Origin of the sequence: Algibacter sp. AS12, from assembly GCF_046736315.1 — a bacterium.
In the GTDB taxonomy this organism is placed as follows: Bacteria; Bacteroidota; Bacteroidia; order Flavobacteriales; family Flavobacteriaceae; genus Algibacter_B; species Algibacter_B amylolyticus.
Genome location: NZ_CP151841.1, coordinates 1,125,364 through 1,145,321 on the forward strand (window position 1 = coordinate 1,125,364; position 19,958 = coordinate 1,145,321).

Annotated in this window: 13 protein-coding genes; 3 read left to right on the top strand and 10 right to left on the bottom strand. The window is 35.0% G+C overall.

Going from position 1 to position 19,958, the window contains the following annotated elements; genetic code table 11:
• The first annotated feature begins 182 nt into the window (after positions 1 to 182).
• The 3 genes from AAFN75_RS04890 to AAFN75_RS04900 are packed head-to-tail and all read left to right on the top strand — an operon-like array spanning position 183 to position 3,816.
• On the top strand, positions 183 to 1,319 hold the full coding sequence (locus AAFN75_RS04890; protein WP_411808497.1) for an endo-1,4-beta-xylanase: 1,137 nt from the start codon (positions 183 to 185) through the stop codon (positions 1,317 to 1,319).
• A gap of 2 nt (positions 1,320 to 1,321) precedes the next feature.
• A complete protein-coding gene (locus AAFN75_RS04895; protein WP_411808498.1) occupies positions 1,322 to 2,758 on the top strand; it encodes an MFS transporter in 1,437 nt (478 codons plus the stop codon).
• Between the two features lie 20 nt (positions 2,759 to 2,778).
• Positions 2,779 to 3,816: a glycoside hydrolase family 43 protein gene (locus AAFN75_RS04900; RefSeq protein ID WP_411808499.1), complete on the top strand. Its 1,038-nt coding sequence runs from the start codon at positions 2,779 to 2,781 to the stop codon at positions 3,814 to 3,816.
• A 5-nt stretch (positions 3,817 to 3,821) separates the two neighbouring features.
• Here AAFN75_RS04900 and AAFN75_RS04905 read toward each other — a convergent pair whose 3' ends face one another.
• The 10 genes from AAFN75_RS04905 to AAFN75_RS04950 form a co-directional block, all read right to left on the bottom strand.
• Positions 3,822 to 5,255: a nucleoside hydrolase-like domain-containing protein gene (locus tag AAFN75_RS04905; protein ID WP_411808500.1), complete on the bottom strand. Its 1,434-nt coding sequence runs from the start codon at positions 5,253 to 5,255 to the stop codon at positions 3,822 to 3,824.
• Positions 5,256 to 5,264: 9 nt separating this feature from the next.
• Positions 5,265 to 7,193: a sialate O-acetylesterase gene (locus AAFN75_RS04910; protein WP_411808501.1), complete on the bottom strand. Its 1,929-nt coding sequence runs from the start codon at positions 7,191 to 7,193 to the stop codon at positions 5,265 to 5,267.
• A 28-nt stretch (positions 7,194 to 7,221) separates the two neighbouring features.
• A complete protein-coding gene (locus tag AAFN75_RS04915) occupies positions 7,222 to 9,396 on the bottom strand; it encodes an alpha-glucuronidase family glycosyl hydrolase (RefSeq protein WP_411808502.1) in 2,175 nt (724 codons plus the stop codon).
• 11 nt (positions 9,397 to 9,407) lie between these two features.
• The gene (locus AAFN75_RS04920; RefSeq protein WP_411808503.1) at positions 9,408 to 10,358 is read right to left on the bottom strand and encodes an SMP-30/gluconolactonase/LRE family protein; all 951 of its coding nucleotides are present in this window, start codon (positions 10,356 to 10,358) and stop codon (positions 9,408 to 9,410) included.
• Between the two features lie 94 nt (positions 10,359 to 10,452).
• Positions 10,453 to 11,163, bottom strand: a complete 711-nt coding sequence (locus AAFN75_RS04925) for a ThuA domain-containing protein (protein ID WP_411808504.1) — start codon at positions 11,161 to 11,163, stop codon at positions 10,453 to 10,455.
• Positions 11,164 to 11,225: 62 nt separating this feature from the next.
• The gene (locus AAFN75_RS04930) at positions 11,226 to 12,515 is read right to left on the bottom strand and encodes a sugar phosphate isomerase/epimerase family protein (protein ID WP_411808505.1); all 1,290 of its coding nucleotides are present in this window, start codon (positions 12,513 to 12,515) and stop codon (positions 11,226 to 11,228) included.
• Complete coding sequence (locus AAFN75_RS04935) at positions 12,515 to 13,603, bottom strand: endo-1,4-beta-xylanase (RefSeq protein WP_411808506.1); 1,089 nt, start codon at positions 13,601 to 13,603, stop codon at positions 12,515 to 12,517. The genes AAFN75_RS04930 and AAFN75_RS04935 overlap by 1 nt, the downstream gene beginning before the upstream one ends.
• 136 nt (positions 13,604 to 13,739) lie before the next feature.
• The gene (locus tag AAFN75_RS04940) at positions 13,740 to 15,107 is read right to left on the bottom strand and encodes an endo-1,4-beta-xylanase (protein ID WP_411808507.1); all 1,368 of its coding nucleotides are present in this window, start codon (positions 15,105 to 15,107) and stop codon (positions 13,740 to 13,742) included.
• Positions 15,108 to 15,119: 12 nt separating this feature from the next.
• Positions 15,120 to 16,379, bottom strand: a complete 1,260-nt coding sequence (locus tag AAFN75_RS04945; RefSeq protein ID WP_411808508.1) for a carbohydrate binding domain-containing protein — start codon at positions 16,377 to 16,379, stop codon at positions 15,120 to 15,122.
• 187 nt (positions 16,380 to 16,566) lie between these two features.
• Positions 16,567 to 19,875: a VCBS repeat-containing protein gene (locus tag AAFN75_RS04950; RefSeq protein WP_411808509.1), complete on the bottom strand. Its 3,309-nt coding sequence runs from the start codon at positions 19,873 to 19,875 to the stop codon at positions 16,567 to 16,569.
• Between the last annotated feature and the right edge of the window lie 83 nt (positions 19,876 to 19,958).

Below are 19,958 nucleotides of genomic sequence, written 5' to 3' on the forward strand. Positions count from 1 at the left end.
GCCAACTTAATAATAAATTAAATTAAGCACTGCTCAAATAGCCTTATTATACTGCAAAATGCAACAATTGTTTTAAGATTAGTTGATTTTGTTTTACTCTTCTACACGGCTTAAAACTACTTTTATTCAAAATAATTTTATAACCAACTTGACTTAAAAACGAGTCGAAAAATTAATTAATTATGACCAATACATTATATAGACTAATTTTTACATTAATGGCATTTGCCTTGTTTTTTAACTGTAATAATGCACCAAAAAAAACAGATTCAAAGGCGCCAATTTCTCTTAAAGAATCGTTTAAAAACGATTTTTATATAGGTACTGCGCTTAGTGGTTCTCAAATCAATCAAAGCAACTCCAAAACAACAGCACTTCTTGAAAAAGAATTTAATGCCATAACACCAGAAAACGATATGAAGTGGGAACAAATTCACCCACAAAAAGACACATTCTTTTTTGATGTAGCCGATAAATATGTTGCCTTAGGAGAAAAATACAATATGCATATTATAGGCCACACCCTAGTTTGGCACAGCCAATTAGCTCCTTGGATGCAAGAGGTAAAAGACAGTCTTACCATGGCACAATACATTGAAACGCATATAAATACAATTGTAAAAAGATATAAAGGCAAAATACATACTTGGGATGTAGTAAACGAAGCTTTAAATGAAGATGGTAGTTTTAGAACATCTAATTTTTACGAGGTTATGGGCGAAGATTATATAGCTCATGCTTTTAAGTTGGCCGCTAAAGCCGATCCTGACGCTAAGTTAGTTTACAATGATTACAACCTTTGGAAACCAGAAAAAAGAGCTGGTGTGGTAAAACTTGTTAAAAACTTGCAAGCACAAGGTATTAAAATTGATGGTGTTGGTATGCAAGCCCATTGGAGTTTAGAAGGTCCAACTCTAGAGGATATAGAAAATAGTATTTTGGCATATGCCGCATTAGGAGTTAAGGTAAGTTTTACCGAGCTAGATGTTACGGTATTGCCAAACCCATGGGATTTAGATGGTGCTGCAGTCGAGCAAAGTTATGCACAATTTGAAGGCGACCCTAAAATGAATCCGTACCCTGTTGCACTTACAGATGCGGCACAAATGCAATTAGCTAAGCGTTATGAGGACATTTTTAAACTATTCTTAAAACACAAAGATAAAATTGAAAGAGTCACTTTTTGGGGCGTTAATGATGGACAAACCTGGTTAAACAATTGGCCTATAAACGGAAGAACGAATCACCCCTTATTATTTGATAGAAATTTTGAACCTAAAAAAGCTTACCACACTGTATTAGCTTTAAAAAACAAATAAATATGAGTGCTAATACACAAAAACTATTAGTAAAAGAAAAGGTTGGATATGCTTTAGGCGATCTCGCTGCCAATTTAGTATTTCAAACCTTGGTTACCTACTTAGCTTTTTTCTATACTGATATTTACGGTCTTGAGGCTAACCACGCATCGGCAATTATATTAACTGTAGGGCTGGTTGCTGCATTTGGATTTAATCCAATTATTGGCGCCATTGCAGATAGAACAAACTCCAAATGGGGGAAATTTAGACCATGGATTTTATGGACAGCCGTTCCACTTGGTGTTGTTGCTTTATTAGCCTTTAGCACCCCAGATTTTAGTTACAAAGGGAAAGTTATTTACGCCGTTGTTACTTACACCTTATTACTATTACTTTATGCAGCAAACAACTTGCCATACTCTGCTTTAAGCGGTGTAATTACTGGCGATATGGGCGAGCGAAACAGCATATCGGCTTATCGCTTTGTAGCAGTTATGTTTGCACAATTTTTTGTGCAAGTATTTATGCTACCAATTATCGAATCGGCAGGCGGAGGTGATAAAGCCGTTGGAATTGAAATAGTAATGACATGGCTTGCCATTATAGGCACCATCATGTTGCTAATCACCTTTTTTACCACACGAGAACGTATAATACCTAAACCAGAACAAAAATCGAGTGTTAAAGAAGATCTAGCCGACTTATTTAAAAATAAACCTTGGGTAATTACTTTAACAGTTACCACATTAGTTTTTATTACCCTAGCTATGAAAGGCGGATCTTATGTTTACTACTTTAAAAACTATGTAGACGCCAATAGACTTACAAGTTTTATTAGTCCGCTATTAGACTTCCTATCTAACATTGGCATAAATTTCTTTGGAGAAGATCCCGTATCTGCAGGATTTGGATTATTTAATGCTGGAGGTATTATTTTCATGATTTTTGGTATTGGTTTATCAAAAAAACTAGCCGACAAGTATGGGAAAAGAGATGTTTTTATGACGTTTTTATTTACCTCAACCTTGTTCATTATTTTCTTTTATTTTTTCTCTTCAACATCTGTAGAATTCATGTTTGCATCGCAAATTTTACATGGGTTTTTCTATGGCATCACCATCCCATTACTTTGGGCTATGATTGCCGATGTAGCAGATTACTCCGAGTGGAAAACTAACCATAGAGCAACAGCCATTATTTTCTCTGCAATGATGGTGGGTTTAAAAGGCGGTTTAAGTATTGGCTCAGCACTTTTAGCCTCTATTTTAGCTAGTTATGGCTATGATGCCAACCTTACAGAACAAGCAGCAGTTACTATTACAGGAACTAAATTACTTGTAAGTGTATATCCAGCAATTCCATTTTTAATAGCCGTAGGCTTGCTTTTTTTCTATGAAATTAATAAAAAAATGGAAGTAAAAATTGAAGCGGATTTAAAAGAACGAAGACAAAATTAAAACATACAAAATATAACATTATGCCTGAAGAAAGTATCGAAAATATCAATTTTGATGACCTAAATAAGCGCGCTATTTCTCAACCCTTAGTAACAAACATTTACACAGCAGATCCGTCGGCACATGTGTTTAATGGAAAAATATATATTTACCCATCGCACGATGTTGATGCAGGAGAAGCTTTTGATGATTTAGGAAGCCATTTCGCCATGGAAGACTACCATGTAATCTCTATGGATTCTATTGAAAGTGAAGCCGTAGATCATGGTGTGGCTTTACATGTTAATGATGTGCCTTGGGCTAAAGAACAAATGTGGGCACCCGATGCCAATGAAAAAGACGGAACGTATTATTTATTTTTTCCTGCAAAAGCACTCGATGGTATTTTTAGAATAGGAGTAGCTACAAGCAACTCTCCAACAGGACCTTTTAAAGCACAACCAGAAGCTATTAAAGGTAGCTTTTCTATCGATCCTGCTGTTTTTAAAGATGAAGAAGGTAGCTATTACATGTATTTTGGTGGTCTTTGGGGCGGACAATTACAACGCTGGAGAACAGGTGAGTTTAATCCGGAGCAACCTGAAAGTCCAACAGCATTTCTTCCTAAAGATAATGAACCGGCTTTACTACCTTATGTTGCTAAAATGTCTGATGACTTATTAGAATTTGCTGAAAAACCAAAACCTATTGAAATCTTAGATGACAATGGAAATTTATTATTAGCTGGAGATAACGAACGACGTTTTTTCGAGGCCGCTTGGTTACATAAATACAACGGTAAATATTATTTTTCATATTCTACTGGCGATACGCATTTTATTTGCTACGCTATTGGCGATAGCCCTTATGGACCATTTACTTATAGCGGACGCATATTGAATCCAGTAGTAGGTTGGACTTCACACCACTCTATTTGCGAAGTAGATAATAAATGGTACTTGTTTTATCACGATTCGAGTTTATCTAAAGGTGTTACACACCTACGTTCAGTTAAAGTAGCAGAGATAAAATATAGAGCAGATGGCACAATAATAACCTTAAATCCTTACAAGGATTAAAAGCCCTATTTGTTGGGAGAAACAGTTACAATGATCCGTTTATATCGGGTTAGCGCAGGACTCCCTTTATCGGTTACTTTTAGTATAATATGTAATGTTTCTTTTTTATCAACTTTTGGCGCCGTAGTGTGGGCATGATAGACATTTTCTGGAATAAATCCGACCTCTTTTTTATAAGAACTTGCTTCTGGGTAATGAAACCATAAAAAACTTAAATTATCACCATCAGGATCGTGAGATTGTCGCGCATCTAAAGAAATACTTTCACCCGATTTTACATGTAATTCTGATGGATGACTCAACACCGGAACAGGCGGATGATTTACCTCTTCGTATGATTGTGTACACCAATCCATACGTGCGGCAAAATCATTCTGAAACTCATTTCGCCATCGCCAGAGCGTAGCCTTATTATCATTAAACGACAAGCTGTCTTTTTTAAACACTCTACCAAATTCCTTAAAAACATAAGGCTTATAATTATCAGTAGCATCCGTCCAAATAGGTCGTGTTTCTGGTGCTAATTCTACAACAGAACCTCCCTTTTTAGTTTTGTTAAAATCCGGCTTATACAATTCGTAGCGTCCGCCCCAAGCTCCCCATTCTGGGTGTTCGGACACATTTAATCCATTGGGTATTAACGATAAAAACGCAGGTGTATCGCCCTCTACGCCCCAAGCTGTATCTGGATAAACTGCACCTAAAGGCCCATGGTTTTGTTGAATATGTTCTGCTATCCAAGTATTACTTATAGTGGTATTATCATTCCCTTTAATTACACTATTAATAGCTATCCATGTTGCCGATCCATAATCGTCGCCAGGACTTACGATATAAAATAAATCTGGAAAATTATTTCTAATCCAAATCCCAGAATCATCTTGATCTGAGATGGTATTTACTCGTAATTTTTTAATTAAACGATTAGCTTCCTTTTTAGATTTTGTAGCCTCAATTTTAAATAAGGCCTGTGCTAAAGTATTAACACCACCCCAAACGGAAATCCATAATGGCCTGTCGTCATCTTCTTCAAGTGTTTTTATAATACAATCGGAACCTTCGGAATCATTACCTTTTCCAACACCCTTCATACCATATACAGGTAACCCATTTTTTATAAGACTTTTTAGATGTGAAGCTTCAGGATAACCAGACTCATGTTTTAATAAGTTTGGTTGCACCTTGCCATAAGCATCTATAATTTTTTCTATGGATTGCGGGTTTATTTGCGACTGCATCCAACAAGAAGTTGTAGCTACCATGCCCTTAATATCTATTTGGTTAGCATATAAAAATAAGCGTACAAAAGACTGTGTATCGTCCGGATCTGCTTCAATATCCGATAAAATAATAACTCTGTTTTTATCGACTGTTTGTGCAAAAACAATGGTGCTAAATACCATTAAACCAATTATGATTAAAGATTGAAGTGTTTTCATAGCGATATATTATTTTTTAATTTGAAAGGGACTTACGGGCAAATCATCATTTGAAAATAAATTTGCTTTAGCAGGATTATCTGCCCATGCGTAGCGTACTACTTTTGGATTTTTTATTTCTGAATGCCATACAACAACAGCATCGCCTTTAATTAAAGCTGAAGTTTTTACAAAATGAATACCATCAATTGATATTTCGAAATAATGCAATGTGGTACCACCTTTAACCTTTAAACCAGAGTCGGCATATTTAAATTCTATTTCAACTTTATCCTTTTTAAACTTTGCTTTTTCAGGAACAGGACACAATGAAACTTTTGATTCGCCATAACTCAGCCTAAAAGCCTCTTGAGACAATCGCTTGCCAACATCTTTTTTGTTTATAGGATGAATATCGTTCCATTCTCCAATGTCTGTTATAACTGCCATTCCTGTGTTGGAAACCGAGAGTGTACTAAGTTGTGCTTGCCTTAACAAAGCCCAATTACTCTCCGTTGGCGCATCGGTTTCTTTTAAAAAATTCGCTAACTGCACATAAATAAATGGAAAGTCTCCAATTTGCCATTTATCTCGCCAATTCGCAATAAGAGCTGGAAATGTGGACGCGTATGTATTAGGGTCATAAGTGTTCGATTCTCCTTGATACCATATAGCACCTCTAATTTTATAATTTAATAATGGTGCTATCATTTTGTTATAAAGTCCGCCCGCCTTCCAACGAATAAAAGTTTGACCTTTTAAAGGATTCATTGTAGCACCTAACTTATATTTCCAGTTACCTTTTAAATTAATGGTGTCGCTTTCAACAGCTAAAAAATATGGTTTATCTAAAACAAAACCACCATTTTCTTGTTCATTTATAACTCTAATTGTTATAGTGTTTTTCCCTAGGTTTAAAACTCCTTTTGGCACTTTATACTTTCTTGGTGGATATTGATAACCCGTTGTACCAACTAAGGTTCCATTTACATAAACATGGTCTTGATCTACAATTCTTCCTAACCACAAACTCGCTTCACTTTCGGTCATTTCTTTAGAAACATTTACGGTTTTTCTAAACCACACCACACCGTTAACATTTCCAATAGGTTCATTCTTCCAATATCCAGGAATACTCATTTCTTCCCATCCAGTATCATTTACCTCATCTAAAAACCATTCATTACCATTTATAAACCCAATATCTTTTTTGTTTAAATCGCTATACCAATCTTCTTGTCTTTTCTTATCACTTTTAGCAATTTCAGCTACATACGTACTATCTTTAAATTGTTGTAATTCCGCATAAGCATCAGGAAATTTTTTAAGAGCATCCTCACTCATCCAAGATTCAACAGGCGAACCACCTAAGGCCGCATTTATTAATCCAATGGGTACTTTAAACTTAGCATACAAATCTTTTGCAAAGAAATAAGCGACTCCAGAAAACTCCGCTATATTTTGCGTGTTCGCCTCCTTCCAACTTCCGGAATCTAAATCGTTATGCACGGTGTTAAAATCGTATTGATCGGGCACTAAAAATTGTCTAATACTGGGGTTATTAGCTTCGGCAAGTTCTTTTGGATACTTATCCTTTAAACGCTGCATAGGAAGTTCCATATTAGACTGCCCAGAGCATAACCATACATCGCCAAACATTATATTATTAAGGGTAATTTTATTGGTTCCTGTAAATACCATTTGATATGGTCCACCAAATTTTTGAGCGGGTAAAAGTAGTTGCCAATTGCCTTTGGCATCAGTCATAGCGTTATATTTCTTGTTATCAAAACTTAAAACAACAGTTTCATGAGGTGCTGCCCAACCCCAAATTTTAAGCTCGGTATCTCGTTGTAAAATAGCGCCAGTACTAATAAGTTTTGGTAGTTTAATTTGCCCAAAACAGGTTGAAATGCCTAAGACAAAAATTAAAATTAGAACAGTTTTATTATAGCTCATGGTTCTACTTTTTTAATGCTTTTATAAACTAATCCCAATGCGGACGAATACCTGGAGCAAAGGGAAACTTTAAAGATTTATAATACTCTAAAGATTTTTCTGGTTTCTCTATGTCTTTTGGAAATGGTTGTTTTGAAAAGGTTTGAAAATAGAGTAATGATGCATCTTTCCACCATTTAGCTTCTTTTAATTGAATGTTTAATAACATATCAACTTCTTTATATTCAGCTTCAGAAATATAAGGCTTTACAGCATTCCAAGTTGTTATCATTTGCGAAACTTGATTCACGCCTTCTTGATATTTTAATGCCAATCCATTCCATAAAGATTCTCCGTTTTTCAGTTTGTAATCCCATGGCACATGATGAAACCATAATAGGTATTCTTCTGGACAGGTTTCAACAATATTAAAAACATGAGCGACCTCGTTAGCATATTGTTCTACAGCATTACTTCCTGTTGAAGATCTATTAAATCCTATACCGTTTTCATCTGCCTTATGATAATAGGTTGGGTTCCATTCTGGGCGACTTAAATTACTCACCCAAGGTCCTGGACCATAATGATGGTTTGTATCAAATAAATGATGTAAGCCTAAAGGATTCATATAATTAACAACCGCTTCTCTAGAGTTTAACATCATATTTTTAACAGGTTCAATAAATTTTGAATTGATAGAATAGGTTGCTCTTAACCATTCTTCTGCAATGGTTTCTGAACTTAAATGCGGATTCCAAGCTAACCTACCAAATCCATACCAATTGGCTTGTGCAAACGGATGCCCTGTCCAATTAATATCGTTTCCAATATTAGAAACACCTGCTATTCCGGTTAGTTTTGGTTTTGTTATAGAACCATCTATAACCTTCGCTACTGTGGTACCTTTGCCTTCTGCATAGGTATCTGCTTTTAAAACCTCCTCAAAAAGTTTAGGAAGGAATACTAAATGTGTGCTAAAGCCTAAATATTCTTGAGTAATTTGAAATTCCATCATCAAATTAGTATTCGGCATAGCGCCAAACATAGGATGAAAAGGTTCTCTTGGTTGAAAATCTATGGGTCCATTTTTAGATTGTACCAAAACATTATCCATAAACTTACCATCAAAAGGTACAAACTCGCTATACGCTTGTTTTGCTCTATCGGTAACATCATGTTCCGAATACACAAAAGACCTCCAAATTACAACACCATTATGCGGCTTTAAAGCTTTGGCCAGCATATTTGCACCGTCTACATGCGTTCTGTTGTAATTTTGTGGACCAGGTTGACCTTCGGAATTTGCTTTAACTAAAAACCCACCAAAATCTGGAATGGCTTTGTAGATGTTGTTTGCCATTGTATTCCACCAATTTTGTACCTCCTTGTTAAGCGGATCTGCGGTATCTAAACCACCAATTTCTATAGGCGCAGAAAAACGTGCTGTTAGATATACTTTAATACCATATGGTCTAAAAACATTGGCTAATGCTGCTACTTTTTCTAAATACATGGGCGTAAGAATTAAAGCCGATGCATTTACATTATTTAAAACCGCACCATTTATACCAATTGAGGCATTGGCTCGCGCATAATCTATATATCGCTGGTCTATAAAATCTGGAAGTTTTTGCCAATTCCATAGAGAAAAGCCCGCGTAACCGCGCTCTACAGTCCTGTCTAAATTATCCCAATGGTTTAGCATTCTTAAATCTAATTTAGGCGAATCAATAATATGAATAGTGCTTAAATCTGTTTCCATTTGAAGTAATCTTAAAAATCTAAAAACACCGTATAAAATTCCAACATCTTGGTTGGCTGAAATAACAATTATCTGTTTGCCCTTAAACTGTATAGATTTTATAATAAAGCCTTCGTCACCTATTGACTTATAATTGGTTTCCAGTGTATTCTGAATGTCTTGATGCAAGTTATTATTTGTCGCAATAATTAAGGTATTCGATTTACTAATGGCATCTGAAAACAGAACATCTACTCCCAACATGCCTTTTAATCCCCTTTTTAATTCTTCTCTTGAAACGTTTAAAACATCGGATTCATTCTGAAAGTAAACCGAAGTAGATACCTTTTGGTATTCTTTTAAAATAGTGCTGTTCGGTTGCGGAGAATAATTAAGCCAAAGATTATATCCATTAGGTACTTGAGCTGAAATAGTACCAACCGATAATAAAAAAATAAATACTCCTAATTTTATATGTTTCATTTTAACACGTTTTAATAATACGAATACCTTATGCCTCTAACATTCATCTTTAGGGTGTAAATAGAATTCAATGCGGTTATAAAAAGTATATTTTGCTCTTTGCCTCCAAAAGTAACATTGGCCGTCCAGTTCTGGGGCACCTCTATTTTTTCAATTTGTTTGCCTTCGGGACTAAAAACTGTTACGCCATTACCGGTAAGATAAACATTGCCCAAATGATCGATAGCCATACCATCTGAACCCAATTTTGTAAACAATTTTTTATCTATTAAATCTCCAGAATTGGTTATGGTATAGGCATAGGTTTTATTTCCTGCTTGATCTGCAACGTACAAAGTTTTACCATTGGGTGTACCTATAATACCGTTGGGTTGCAAGTAGCCTTCGTGCACTACAACTTTTACTTTACTGGCATTTGGCGCCAAGTAATACACCCGTTTTTCTTTTTGAGGTGGCGATTTATGTGCCCACCAAGTTCTTTGATAATATGGGTCGGTAAAATAAACACCTCCTTTAGGATCTACCCAAATGTCATTGGGTCCATTAAACTTAATAGTATTGAAATCTCCGGCTAGAACCGTTACTTTTTTATTAGAATCTATACGCCATAGTTCGTTTTTCTCATCAGCTGCAGCCAGCAAATTACCATCATTATCAAAATACAAACCGTTTGCACGACCTGCAGGTTTCATATATTCTGAAACTGAGTTATCTAAGGCATTCCATTTTAATATGCTATTATTTGGCTGGTCGGTAAAATATACATTTCCCGATTTATCGGCTGCAGGACCTTCTGTAAACTCGAAAGCATTGGAAACCAACATAAGTTCTGCGCCTTCGGCTACTAGATTTTGCTTTTTCCCGTCGCTACTTTTACAAGAAAGATTAAGTATAGCAAGCCACAGTGTAACAATAACACTAATATGATATTTTATTATATGTATTTTTAGTTTAGCCATCATTTTTATAAACTTTTAAGGTTTTACTCATTGATATTTATTTATCCTAATTGATAAAAATACCAACTATTAACAGTAACCTTAGTCTATTTTTAAATTAATTACTCTGTTTATTGGCCACCCAATATATGCCACCAAAAATGTGGTTTAAAAAATTTTTATCCCTATACGATTCTGGTTTATGCCCCAAAGCTGTATAAAACGATTTTCCGCCTTCATAATATTGATACCATGAAATAGGATGTTTATCTCCCATGCCTTTTAGTGGGATATCATCATATCCTGCAGTAAAATCATAGGATGTTTCATCAACAGTTAAAACCACATTTAATTTATCTAAATCGAAATTACTAAAGTTATACCACTCATCACTTCTAAGCCATTTATTTGGCAAATGCCATGTTGCTGGAAAATCGGTATTTTCAACCTTTACAATGGCAGCCTGTAATTTTGGATGATTCACAAATTTTGCGCCCACAAGGCCATCAAACCAAGCGTTATTATTTTCACCATCGGCTGTTCCATGTATACCCACAAAACCTCCGCCTAGTTTCATAAATGCTTTTAAAGCAGTGATATGCTTTGTCTTTAAAGAATCGGCATTGGCGTTCATAAATATTACAACATCATGTTTTGGTAGTTGCTTTAATAAATCGTTAGGCCTTTGTGTCCAATTAAACTTAAATTGGTGTTCTTCGGCCATATCCTGGAAAGCTTGAATAGCCACAGGAATGGTGTTGTAATGCCAATCATCATGTTGGGTAAACAATAAAACACTAAACTGATCTTGAGCATTTGCTTTACTCATGGTTATAAGAAATATGGTTAGTAAAAAACACTTTATGCTAAACGATTTCATAGATATTTGGCTTATTTTAATAATGTATAATAAATATATTCCCAAGCTAAACCCACACTAAACAATGGCGGAAAGCTATAATCTTCAACTTCAGATAAGATATACTCAACCCCAGATATTTCTTGATGCTTAAATAGCTCCTTAAAATCTATTTTACCACTTTCGCCCAATTCTTTATAGTCTTTAACATGCCAGCTTATAAAACGCTTAGGGTAGGTTTTAAAATAATGGACCGGATTAACACCAGCCACATGCATCCAATACACATCCGATTGAAAATAGACATATTCCGGGTTTGTATTTTGCAAAAAGTAATCGTAAACTCTTATGCCTTCAACCTTTAAAAACTCATCGGCATGGTTATGAAAAATAAATTTTAAGCCATTGTCTTTACAAAGCTTTCCTATTTGGTTATAATAATTGCAATACTCTTGAAGCTCTTTAATAGTTGTAATGCTTTTTATTTTACTATTTGAAGTAGAAAGATATTCCACACCCGCTTTTTTATGGTCTTGAATAGCATTATTCCACCAGGAGTTAATTGCGACTTCGTCATTTTTATCTTCTGGATCAAAAAACGTCATTGAACCCAAAAACTGCATACCCGCTTTTTCCACTATAGCCTTAAACGCACTAGGACTATAGCCATAAAAACCACCATCTTTATAAACAAAAGTTTCAACATAACTATACCCCATTCTGCCTAATTGAATTAAGGTTTTTTCTGGGTTTTTAAGCATTTCATCGTGTACCGAAACCAATTGGATGCCTATGTTTTTATCTTTAGAATTTTGCTTAATATATCTTGTTTGCCATAACTGCTTATCATTATTATCGAGACCTACTAGAGTAACATCGGTATAACTATTAAAGTTAAAATTAACCTTCATGGTTTTATTCCCATTAAGGTCTTTATCCTGCATGGTCCATTTATATTCTGAATAAAATTTGCCTTTACCTGTAAAAAAAGCACCTTCGGCATTATGGCCTGCAGCAAAAACAGTATCGGTAATACGATCGTAACCAATAATTTCCTGAAGTATTGGCACATATGTATTCGCGCTATCTTTCTGAAAAACAGTTACATTAAGCGAATTATTATTAAAATTACTTATACTGCTCATTTTTACCTCTGGATGCATGGCAACACTATCGGTACTAGGATTAATAGCGCTTTCCCAATGTCCGGCATATTGCATTAATCTGTCTTTTTGAGACGACATGTTATATTCCTTTTGGGCCACACTTATTATGGGTAGTAAAAAAAGGAGCCATTTAAGTATTACACTTCTTGTTTTCATTATAGTTCTTCTTTTAAACCTTCTAAAAACCCAAAATACGCAGGCTTTGGTTCTAATTTTTCATTGTATATGGTTGGCCAATCTTTTAAATTAAAAAAGCCGTTTATCCATGTATCTCTATCGTTAAACTCCCAAAATGTTATTCCAAATTGCTGTGCTTTAGGAACAATGTTACGGTACATTAAAACAAGATTTTTGTACTTTTCTGCTTGGGCGGTTTTCATTTCATCTGTGATTTCATCATAGATTTGTACGCCTCCAAGTCTTGTATCGTTATGTTTATTAAAAATAATATCGACTTCCGATAAGTGAATTTGCAAACCTGTATCAGCAGCCTTTTTTAAGGCATATGCAATTGTTTCATCAGGTATATCCATGCGAATGTGCATTTGAAACCCAATACCATGAATAGGCACACCTTTTTCTTTTAAATCCTTTACAAGCTTTAATGTGGCATTTAACTTTAAGGTATCTCTTTCTATATTAAAATCGTTGTAAAATAAAACGGCATTGGGGTCGGCAGCATGTGCAAACTTAAAAGCCTTAGCAATATATTCTTTACCAAGTGCATTATACCACATGGTTTCTCTTATGTTGCCACCATGCGACTCCAAACCTTCATTAACCACATCCCATGCGGCAACTTTACCTTTATACCTTGTAACATACGTAGTGATATAATCTTCCATAAAACCATCTAACCATAAGCTATCTTTACTGGCTTTTTCTTCTACCCATTTAGGTGTAGAACTGTGCCAAATTAAATTATGGCCAAATAACCTCTGATTATTGGTTTGAGCATAATCAACAATTTTATCGACTCTACTCCAGTTGTAGTTACCGTCTTCTGAAATGATTCTATTCATTTTCATATCACTTGTAGATGTGATGCTATTAAAATTAGACTTTTGCAACTCTTGAAGTTCTAAATCTGAAGTTAAAGATCCTATTTTAATAGCGGTACCTATTGGAAATTCTGCATGGTCTTTTAGGCCTTTATCTTGTATGGTTTTATTTTTATTACATGCATGCATTACCAACATTATTATGGTTAAAACTGAAATTTTTAATACGTTATTGAAAGACATACTTTAATTGTTTTTTTGTTATTGAAGTGGATATTTAAACTATAACTTACCTAAAAATTGATTTTATAATAAAGAAAAGCCCTAAAATATTTAACAACTTAGGGCTTTCTACTAAAAAAAATTTAAAGGTTTTTTATTACTGTAAACCTTCTAAAAAGCCTGCGTATGCTGGTTTTTTATTATAATCTTCGTCAAACATTAATGGCCAATCTGGAACACCCCAGAAATCCAACAACCAAGACTCGTTATCTCTAACACCCCACACAGTTAATGCAAATTTATTATCCAAAGGAATGGCGTTATAAATTTGAACAACCTCCTTGTATTTTTCCTTTTGTGCATTTGCTCTATCGGTAGAAAGCGAAGATACACTTGTATCTTCTTCTGGATTTGCTCTAATATCTAATTCGGCAAAATGTAATTTTAAATTTCTAGATACAGTACCATCTGCCACAGCCTGAATATTAGCTGCAGAAGGCCCGTTGTACGAAATATGCATTTGTGCTCCTACACCATCAACTAAGTCGCCCAAGCTATCCACTAAGTTAAACATAGCTTCGCGCTTTGTAGGACTAGATGCCATGTTATAATCGTTGTAAAACAATAGAACATCTGGATCTGCATTTCTAGCAAATTGAAAGCACTTTTTAATGTAGTCGTCACCCATTTTTTGTCTAAAAACCGAGTTTCTTAAAGGGTGTCCAGAGCCATCTTCAAACGCTTCGTTAACAACATCCCATGAACGTACTTTACCTTTATAGTGCTCTAAAGTTGTTGTAATATAATCTTCAACCATAGTTTCAAACTCGGCATCGGTTCCAGAAAAATTCTCGACCCAACTAGGTGTTGCATTGTGCCATATTAAGGCGTGTCCATGCACATTCATACCGTTAGCTTGAGCAAAATCTACTATAGCATCACCTGCAGAAAAATCGTAGTTACCCTCTGATGGATACATAACATTCATTTTCATTTCGTATTCTGATGTTAAGTTATTAAACTCACTCACTAGAATTTCGGTATGCTTACCTCCTGCATTAACATAAGGCGATCTTGTAATTGTACCCACCGAAAAAGTTGTAGCGGCATCTTTTAAGCTACTCGTATTTAAATCGCCACACACCGCGTTAGGACAAATACCATTCTCGTCTACAATAATATCTTTACTCATGGTGTTTGTTATACCATCGCTAGATACGGTAAGACTAATAGTATATCTTCCTGCTGCGTCGTATCTTACTTCTTTAACGCTTGTACCATCAGCAATGGCCGTAGTACCATTTCCGTAATCCCACATTCCTGTATATGGAAGATAATACGACGTTGTATTTGTTAAAAGAAGCACGAAAGGGTCTGATGGTGATATAGCATGTTCGAACGAAGCCCTAATAGCATCAGGCAGTTCTGTTGGGCCTGATGTTGGTGAATCGTCTGATGAATTAGAACAGCTAAAAGCCATTATTAATGCAAGCAAACAAATTAAATTTCTAAATGTGTTTTTCATAGTTATTTTCTTTTAGTTTTTTACAACTTTTATAGCGTCTATTAAAAATGTTCCTTTTGTTTTCCCCATGTCGAGAGCTAAAGTCATGGAAGCCGAATTAGCATTAAATTCCCATGAATATTTAGTCCAGTCTGCTGTAGCCGTATAATTTCCAGCATACTGCTCGCCTCCCAAACCTGGATTAGTTGAAAAGCGAATTTCTACAGGGTCTCCTTTTATCCAAACTGAAGCCGTATAACTTGCGCCATCTTCAACATCAAAAGCATCACTTACAAATTGCGTTTCCCATTCGTTTCCATCCACTCCATTATTAACTTTAAGTGCTCGAGATCCACTTAAAACATCTACAGTTTCTTGAGTCATTCTATCTGTACCATTATTTTGGTTCCAATTAGCAAAATCATCTCCCTCGCCATTTTCTAAATCGCCATTTAAAAGTGCACTATCATTAGACGGTAATGGTAAAGCTGTTTCGCCTGGAACAACCTCTACGGCATCAATTATAAATGTTCCTTTTGTTTTTCCCATATCTAGTGCTAACAAGGTAGTTGCAGAATTAGCCGTAAATGTCCATGAATACTGAGTCCAGTCTGCCGTTGGTGTGTAGTTACCCGCATATTGATCGCCGCCAACACCTGGGTTAGTAGAAAAACGTATTGAAACGGCCGATCCTTTTATCCAAACAGAGGCTGTATATTTTTCGCCATCAACAGTTGGAAAAGCATCAGAAACTAATTGGGTTTCCCACTCGTTTCCGTCTACTTCGTTATTAACTTTTATAGCTCTAGATCCTACAAGTGGTTCGCTGCGCTCTTCGGTCATTCTATCGGCTCCATTATTTTTACTCCAATTAGTAAAGTCGTTACCTTCGCCTTCTCCAAAATACCCATTACCTAATAAACTCTCAGGATTAATTAGGTATCTAATATCTGCTGGTGGAGGTAAGGTTACCGTAATATTTTGACTGGTTTTCATGTTTGTTAACGAACTCACCATAGTTAAGGTTACCGTTTTATCGCCAGAGGAACTATACTCGTAAGTTACAGGACCATCTTGGTCGATTACCTTAGGGCCGCCAACTTCAAATTCCCAAAAATTGTAAAATTCGCCTTTGTTTGGTGTGGTGTTTTCGAATGTAAAAAGTCCAGACTCTCCTTCTGGAGCCGTTACTGTAAATTGTGGCTGTGTTAGTTCTATAACCGCATCGTCATCAGAACATGACCAAAACGCCAGACTTAAACATAAAAAACTTAAAATTTTAGTTGTTTTCATAATAGTTTTAATTAGTTTATTTTAGTTATCTTTTTGTATTAAGCTTTAAAAAAAAACAACTTGAAGTGTTTTAAAACCTAATCCATAATTTTTGATACTCAAATGTATTCTTTAGCCATCTTTTTGAGTATAATAAATGTAGCGATGACTAATAAAATTGTTGCTTTTTCACAGTAAAACGGGCGTTTTACCTCAGTTTTACAACATCTAACGAATCGTTATTTTTAGCAATTAAAATATACGTTTCATTATTCACCTTTATAGGTTGCATATCCTTAACGTCGCCTTTTACAAAAAAACCAGATTTATAAGCAGGCAATACCTTAAATTCGCCTTGTCCATTTCCTTTTAAAAACAAACCATGACTAGCATCGTTTCTTGGTGTTTCCACTTCAGAGCTATAAAGATTACCTATAATTAAGGCGTCTAGATTTGAGTCCTTATCAAAATCGTTTACCACAATTTGATTGATGCTCGACACTTGTGCCTCAATAGGTAATGGATGTGTAATAAACTTGCCGTTTTTATTTTCTAAATAGATACTCGCAAAAGATTTTACTTGATAGTGTAATGCTTTTTCAAGTGATTCTTCCGAGTACACATCCACTAAAGTTGCTTCGGCAAAACTTTCATAATTCTTAAACTTTTGTTTTATAGCAGGTATTTGTTGCGAAGAGCATCCGCGTCCACGAACAGGGTATTGCTTGCCTTCTTCGTAATAACTTAATACAATATCTTCTTTATTATTTTTATCAAAATCGTTTACAAAAATATCGAAAGTAGCATCTGGCGTAGCTTTGTATTTATAGTTTAAGCCATTGTTCCCAACGATATAATCCATATCGCCATCATTATCAAAATCGCCTTCTTGAATGCTCCACCACCAACCTGTGGTATCTTTGGTAAGTCCCATATCTTCTGAAACTTCTCTAAATTCGGTTCTCATATTCTGAAACACACGAATAGGCATCCACTCGCCAACAATAATAATATCTAACCACGAATCGTTGTTAAAATCTGTAATTATTGCACTTGTTGCCATTCCTAAATTCTCAAATGCTTTTGGTTGCATTTTAGAAAAAACATCAAACTGTGCATTACCATTATTACTAGTATTTTTTAATAATACTGAAGAAACCGGCGATGGATAATGTTTTGGCATTTGACGCCCCAATACTAGCAGATCGTCTTTACCGTCTTTATCGAAATCTGCTTGGTATGCTTTAGACCCACTTATAGGAAAATTTGGTAAGGCATTTGAAGCTTTTACAAAATCGCCTTTACCGTTGTTAATGTAAAGTCTGTCTTGTAGTTGTTTTGCATTTGGTTCAAACTCATAACCACCACTAACGAGATACAAATCGTTATCGCCGTCATTATCGGCGTCGAAAATAAGCGCGCCAACATCTTCACTTTGTTTATCATCTTCTAAAACCTTTAGCTCTTTTTCTTCAAAACCAGTTTTAGTCTGAAAAAATAATTTACCAGAATAACCAGAAGCACCTCCAACAAAATAATCATCCAATCCATCGTTATTTAAATCGCCTACAGCAAGAGCAGGCCCAAAGGTGGACATTTTATGAGGTAGTAACACTTGGTCTATAAAATCGTCATAACTATTTTCTTGATGTATATATTCAGGAAAAATGCCATTACTGGTTAAAAACAAGGTTGTGTTTTCTAGAGTTTCAGGAGATGCTTTAATAGCATATTCTTCATTTAAAACAAGTGTTTGATTAACCGCAACATTGTTTAGTTTTTGAATTTTTCCATTAGTCCAAACCACTTTTAACTCATCGATAGTTTCAGCTTTATTTAAACCAAAATGTAATTCTGGTGCCACCGATGATTGAAACCCACGTGTTAAGGTTAACTCTTGCATTTGGTTTATACCGTCAGACTTAAGATAGACACGATTACCAATACCATTGGTATTTTTTGATTGACTGTTAAATTTTATAGTGATATAATTGTTGCTTGCAGCACTGGTATTTTTGAACACTGAAGCATAATCATCAATATTATTGGTAATAATTTCTAAATCGCCATCATTATCCAAATCGGCATAAGTAACGCCATTTGAAAACCCTTTAAATTCTATGCCCCACGCTTTATTAACATGCTCAAACTGAAGATTACCTTTATTGTGATACATGAAATTATCAATTCTTTCTGAAGGAATTTCAAGACTTTTTTTAAGCAAATCTGTGGTTTCTAGCTTACCACCTTCTAAACTATTAAAGTAATCGTTATTATTAATTTCGCGTCTCGTACCGTTAGAAATATATAAATCCTTTAATCCATCATTATCGAAATCGGCGAATAGCGGTCCCCAACTCCAATCGGTAGATGATGTTCCTGTAATGCGAGATACATTGGAAAAATGAGGCATGCCATTTGTAAAAACACCCGAATTTAATTGCATACAATTATGCATGTATTGGTAATGAAATCCTGCATTGACGGTATTCCAGAACAATTCCGGATTCATACTTGCCATATTTGCTTTTTGCCTTCTATGGTTTTCTGCATCCATGTCTACTTGAAAAATATCCAAATTTCCATCGTTATTAAAATCTGAAATATCTGCGCCCATACCATAAAATGCCGTATGATTTGTGGCCTGTTTTACAACCTCTTTAAATGTACCATCTTGATTGTTTAGGTACATAAAATCTGGCGAACTAAAATCGTTAGACACATAAATATCTGGCCAAGAATCATTGTTTAAATCTCCTATGGTAGCACTTAATGACAAGCCGTAGGTTCTTACGCCCGCTTCATTGGTAACATCTGTAAAGCGACCACCATCATTTCTGTATAAATGGTCGGTTTCATTATCCTTTACATTTCTCATGTTTTGAACATAAACAAAAACAGGCGAATTAAATTTTGTTGGTGGATAATTGGCTACATAAAGGTCTAAATCACCATCTTTATCATAGTCAAAAAACGAGGCTTGTACGCTGTGTCCAACATCATCCAATCCATATTCTTTAGCTTTTTCGGTAAACGTACCATCTTGATTATTTATGAATAGTTGATTATGCCTAGGTTCAAATTTGCCGCTTACCGAACAATAAATATCTAGAAAACCATCACCGTTAACATCTGCCATAGTAACACCTGTGTACCAGCTGCCGTTACCACTTACACCCGCTTGCTGTGTAATGTCTTCGAACTTCATGTCACCCTTGTTTAGGTATAACTTATTGTCTACTTGGTTTCCTGTAAAATACAAATCTACCAGTCCGTCATTATTAATATCACCAGCTGAAACCCCACCCCCCATATATAAATAGGTATAAGTGAAATAGTTTAACGTATCGGTTTCGGTTAATATATTTTTAAAATTTATACCAGAGCGTTCTGCATTAACAGTTTTAAATATTTTAGGATTCATTTCTTTAGTCGTGTTATACTCTTTGTTACAACCTAAAAGACAAACTAAAAAAATGATGAAAAGGCATCTGTTATTTAAAAATTTCATACTCATGTTATAATATAATTTTTTATTAATATAGCTATATTAATACTGATGATTACACCATATTTAGACCAAGTGCAAAAAGCAACACA

Coding starts and splice junctions, on each gene's coding strand:
- AAFN75_RS04890 (WP_411808497.1), top strand. CDS start 183: ATGACCAATACATTATATAGACTAATTTTTACATTAATGGCATTTGCC.
- AAFN75_RS04945 (WP_411808508.1), bottom strand. CDS start 16,379: ATGAAAACAACTAAAATTTTAAGTTTTTTATGTTTAAGTCTGGCGTTT.
- AAFN75_RS04905 (WP_411808500.1), bottom strand. CDS start 5,255: ATGAAAACACTTCAATCTTTAATCATAATTGGTTTAATGGTATTTAGC.
- AAFN75_RS04895 (WP_411808498.1), top strand. CDS start 1,322: ATGAGTGCTAATACACAAAAACTATTAGTAAAAGAAAAGGTTGGATAT.
- AAFN75_RS04920 (WP_411808503.1), bottom strand. CDS start 10,358: ATGATGGCTAAACTAAAAATACATATAATAAAATATCATATTAGTGTT.
- AAFN75_RS04950 (WP_411808509.1), bottom strand. CDS start 19,875: ATGAGTATGAAATTTTTAAATAACAGATGCCTTTTCATCATTTTTTTA.
- AAFN75_RS04935 (WP_411808506.1), bottom strand. CDS start 13,603: ATGTCTTTCAATAACGTATTAAAAATTTCAGTTTTAACCATAATAATG.
- AAFN75_RS04940 (WP_411808507.1), bottom strand. CDS start 15,107: ATGAAAAACACATTTAGAAATTTAATTTGTTTGCTTGCATTAATAATG.
- AAFN75_RS04930 (WP_411808505.1), bottom strand. CDS start 12,515: ATGAAAACAAGAAGTGTAATACTTAAATGGCTCCTTTTTTTACTACCC.
- AAFN75_RS04925 (WP_411808504.1), bottom strand. CDS start 11,163: ATGAGTAAAGCAAATGCTCAAGATCAGTTTAGTGTTTTATTGTTTACC.
- AAFN75_RS04900 (WP_411808499.1), top strand. CDS start 2,779: ATGCCTGAAGAAAGTATCGAAAATATCAATTTTGATGACCTAAATAAG.
- AAFN75_RS04910 (WP_411808501.1), bottom strand. CDS start 7,193: ATGAGCTATAATAAAACTGTTCTAATTTTAATTTTTGTCTTAGGCATT.
- AAFN75_RS04915 (WP_411808502.1), bottom strand. CDS start 9,396: ATGAAACATATAAAATTAGGAGTATTTATTTTTTTATTATCGGTTGGT.